This is a genomic window from Bifidobacterium indicum (assembly GCF_036987015.1).
Taxonomy (GTDB): domain Bacteria; phylum Actinomycetota; class Actinomycetes; order Actinomycetales; family Bifidobacteriaceae; genus Bombiscardovia; species Bombiscardovia indica.
Genome location: NZ_BTXM01000012.1, coordinates 1 through 3,661 on the forward strand (window position 1 = coordinate 1; position 3,661 = coordinate 3,661).

Genomic DNA, 3,661 nt, shown 5'->3' on the forward strand with positions numbered 1-3,661 from the left:
GGTGGGGGTGGGTGTGGGGTGGAGGCGGCCCGCCGTGGGGTGTGTTGGTGGCGGGTCGTCTCCTGGGCCGGGATGGGGAGATCCCTTTGGTGTGGCCCCTTACTCGTGTGAAGTGTTGGTGGTGTGTTGTTGTTTTTGTCGTTTTCTGGCTTGTGTGCCGCTCATGGTGAGCAGGCCGGCGATGAGGAGGAGGAGTATGCCGGTGCCTCCGGTGTGGGGTAGGTGGCCGACGTGGGTGTAGGTGTAGGTGTTGGTGGTGTCGTCGGGTTGGGGTTGTCCGGCGAGGGTCCATTGGATGCGTACGTTGGTGGTGCCTGGGTCGTGTTCGGGTGTTCGTGTGGTCCAGGTGCCGTTGTTTTCTCGTGTGGTGTTGGTGGTGGTTTGCCCGTCGATGAGGATGTTGGTGGGTTCGCCTTGGGCGGGTATGGCGGCGCGGGTGGCGTTGCGGGTGTTGTTGCGTCGGCCGGTGCCGGTCTGTCCGAAGGTGTCCAGTCCCCAGGTCCAGGTGTTGCCGTCGGTTCCGGTGGCCATGCCGGTGGCCATGCCGGTGGCGATGGTGTCGGCTTTCAGGGGGGTGCCGTCCCTGGTGAGGACGGGGGCGGGTCTGGTGTGGTTGGTGGTGGTGCCGTCGCCGAGTTGGCCGGCGTAGTTGGATCCCCATGCCTGGATGGTGTGGTCGTCGGCCAGGGCCATGCTGTGGTAGCGGCCCGTGGCCACGGCGGTGTATCCGGTGCCTGCGGGCGAGCCTGCGGGGGCGGGTACCTGGACGGGTGTGGGTCCGTTGGTGTCGTCGTCGTTGTCTCCCCATGCCCAGGCGCGTCCCTGGTCGTCGAGGGCGAGGTTGTGGTCGCGTCCGGCGCTGGCCTGCAGGTATCGGGGTGTGGTGCCGGCGGGGTCGCTTACGCGGGTTGGTGTGCGGGTGGGTGTGCCGGTGGGGGTCTGTCCGGTCTGTCCGTTGGTGTTGGCTCCCCATGCGTACAGGTGTCCGTCGTCTCCCAGGGCGAGGGCGTGGCGTTCGCCGGCCCAGGCGCGCAGGTACCGGAACCCGGCGGGTGCGCCGGCCGGGGTGGCGGCGCGGATGGGTGTGGGGCTGACGGTGGTGCCGGCCTGGTCGCCCAGGCCCGTGGCCAGCGCGCCCCACGCGTACAGGTTGCCGTCGTTGCCGACGGCCAGGCTGTATCCGTCGCCGGCGGCGGTGTGGGTGTACCGGAACCCGGCGGGTGCGCCGGTGGGGGTGGCGACCTTGACGGGTGTGGGGCTGCCGGTGGTGGCGGCCTGGTCGCCCAGGCCGGTGTCCAGCGCGCCCCAGGTGTACAGGTCGCCGTTGTTGTCGATGGCGGTGGTGTGGGTGTCGCCGGCGCTGGCCTGGGTCCAGGTGGATCCGGCGGGCGCCCCGGCGGGGGTGTGCACGGTGACGGGCCGGTCGCGTTCGGTGCGGGTGCCGTCGCCGAGCTGGCCGTCGGTGTTGCCGCCCCATGCGTACAGCCGGCCGTCGGATCCGAGGCCCAGGGCGTGGGTGCCGCCTCCGCCGGTCAGGGCGGCGAGTCTGACCCCGCGTGCGGGTGGCGGGGTCAGGGTGATGGTGTCGCCCCCGGCGTCGGCCCCGTGGTCGGGGCTGATGGTCCACCGGCCGCCCTGCAGGCTCCACCGGGCCTTCAGGGTCATGTCGTGCTCCACGGGCCGGGTGAAGTCCCAGGCCGTCTCCCCGTCGAACCAGCCGTCGAACAGGCGGCCGGCACGCGTCGGCGCCGTGGGGCGCTCCAGTATGGTGTCCTCGTCCACGGTGAGAGTGGCGGGGGAGGGGGCGGGTGTGCCGCCGTCCGCCTCCCAGGTGACCGTGTACCGGGCCGGCGTGTACGTGAAGTCCAGGACCGTGTCCGGCTGGACGGCGCCGCCCAGGGTCCAATGCACGCGCAGGGGCACCAGGCCGGGCCGGTGCCGCCTGGCGGGCGAGGCCACGCCCCAGGAGCCGTCCGCCCGGCGGGTGAGGCCGGCGCCTGGCGTCGTGTCGAAGTCCACGCCCGTCACCTTCAGCACGGGGAAGGCCACCGTCACCGGCGTGGTCCTGCCCGTGCTGGTGCCGTCGCCCAGCTGGCCCTGGTCGTTGCCGCCCCAGGAGCGCAGGCCGCCCGCCGAGTCGATGCCCAGCGCGTGCCCGGCGCCGATGCTCGTGTCCGCCCAGGCGCCTGCGCGCGTGGGTATGGTGATGCCGACCGGGGTGGCGCGTCCGGTGGTGGTGCCGTCGCCGAGTTGTCCCTTGTCGTTGGCGCCCCACGCGTACAGCAGGCCCGTGCCGGTGAGGGCCTGCGAGGAGGCGCCGCCCGCCGACAGGCCCGTGATGGCCGCGCCCGTGGGCAGGGATGGCCTGACGGGAAGGGCCGCGTCGACACCGGTCCTGCCGTCGCCCAGCTGGCCCTGACGGTCCGATCCGAACCCGTACACGCTGCCCGTGTCGGTGCTCGTGCCCACGGCGAGCGAGTGGTCGCCGCCGGCGGCCAGGCCCAGCCAGGCGAACCCGCGGGCCGCGTCCGAGGGGGCGCGCACCGCGACGGGTGTGGCGGTACTGGTGACGCCGGTGCGGTTGTCGCCCAGCTGGCCGTGCGTGTCGTCGCCCCACGCGTACAGGCCCCCGTCGCCCGCCACGGCCAGGGAATGCGCCCCGCCGGCCTGCACCTGCGTGAACCTCGCCCGGGAGGGCATGCTCCGCATGGCGGGCGTGCCGGAGGCGCCGCCCGCACCCCCGTCGCCCAGCTGGCCGTGCGCATCCGCGCCCCACGACCAGACGCGCCCGTCCGTGTCCAGGGCGAGCACGTGGGCGTCGCCCGCGCTGACCTGCGTGAACCGGGTTGCGCCCGTGGCCGCCGGGGCGGGGGTCGGGTCGTCGCCGCCCACACTGCCGCGGCCCAGCTGGCCGGACGTGTTGTCGCCCCACGTCCAGACGCGCCCGGCCGTGTCCAGGGCGACCGAATAGTCCCGGCCCGCACGCGCCTGGGTGACGGTCACGCCCGCCGGGATGGCGGCGCCCGCCGGGTCGGCATGCCCGGAGCGGGTCCCGTCGCCCAGCTGGCCACGGTCGTTGCCGCCCCACGCGTACACGCGTCCCGCGCCGGACACGCCCAGCGAATGCGAACCACCCGCGGACACGCCGGCCAGACGGCCGCCCGCCACCCCGGACGGCGGCGCCAGGGTCACGCCCGTGCCGCCACCCGTGGGCCCGGAGGCGGGGGTGCGGGTCCAGGCGCCCGGCCGGCTCCACCGGCCCGTCAACGTCACATCACCCGTCACCGGCCGGGAGAAGTCCCAGGCCGCATCCCCCCGGAACCAGCCATCGAACACGAACCCGGACCTGACCGGGTCCACGGGACGGGACACCCGCCCCCACTCATCCACATCCTGCGCCGAGACCGCGCCCCCGTTCCCCGGGTCGAACACGACACGATGACCAAGCGGCATATACGTATACGGGAGGATGACCGTACCCGAGTCACGGCCCTGCCTGGACCAGGACACCCGCACATCCACCGGACCCGGCACATGCGCCGCCGGACGCACCACCCACGAACCATCCGCATTCCTCACCGGCACGACCAGGGAAGGCACCCCATCGAACACGACACCCGACACCGTCAACGGCCACGGGAACCACACACCCGACGGCCTG

The 3,661-nt window shown here is 73.5% G+C and carries 1 protein-coding gene; it reads right to left on the reverse strand.

Annotated elements, in window-relative coordinates; genetic code table 11:
* Positions 1 to 99: 99 nt before the first annotated feature.
* Positions 100 to 3,555, reverse strand: coding sequence for an RCC1 domain-containing protein (locus AACP59_RS09415; protein ID WP_339352942.1), 3,456 nt, complete (start codon positions 3,553 to 3,555; stop codon positions 100 to 102).
* Positions 3,556 to 3,661: the final 106 nt, after the last annotated feature.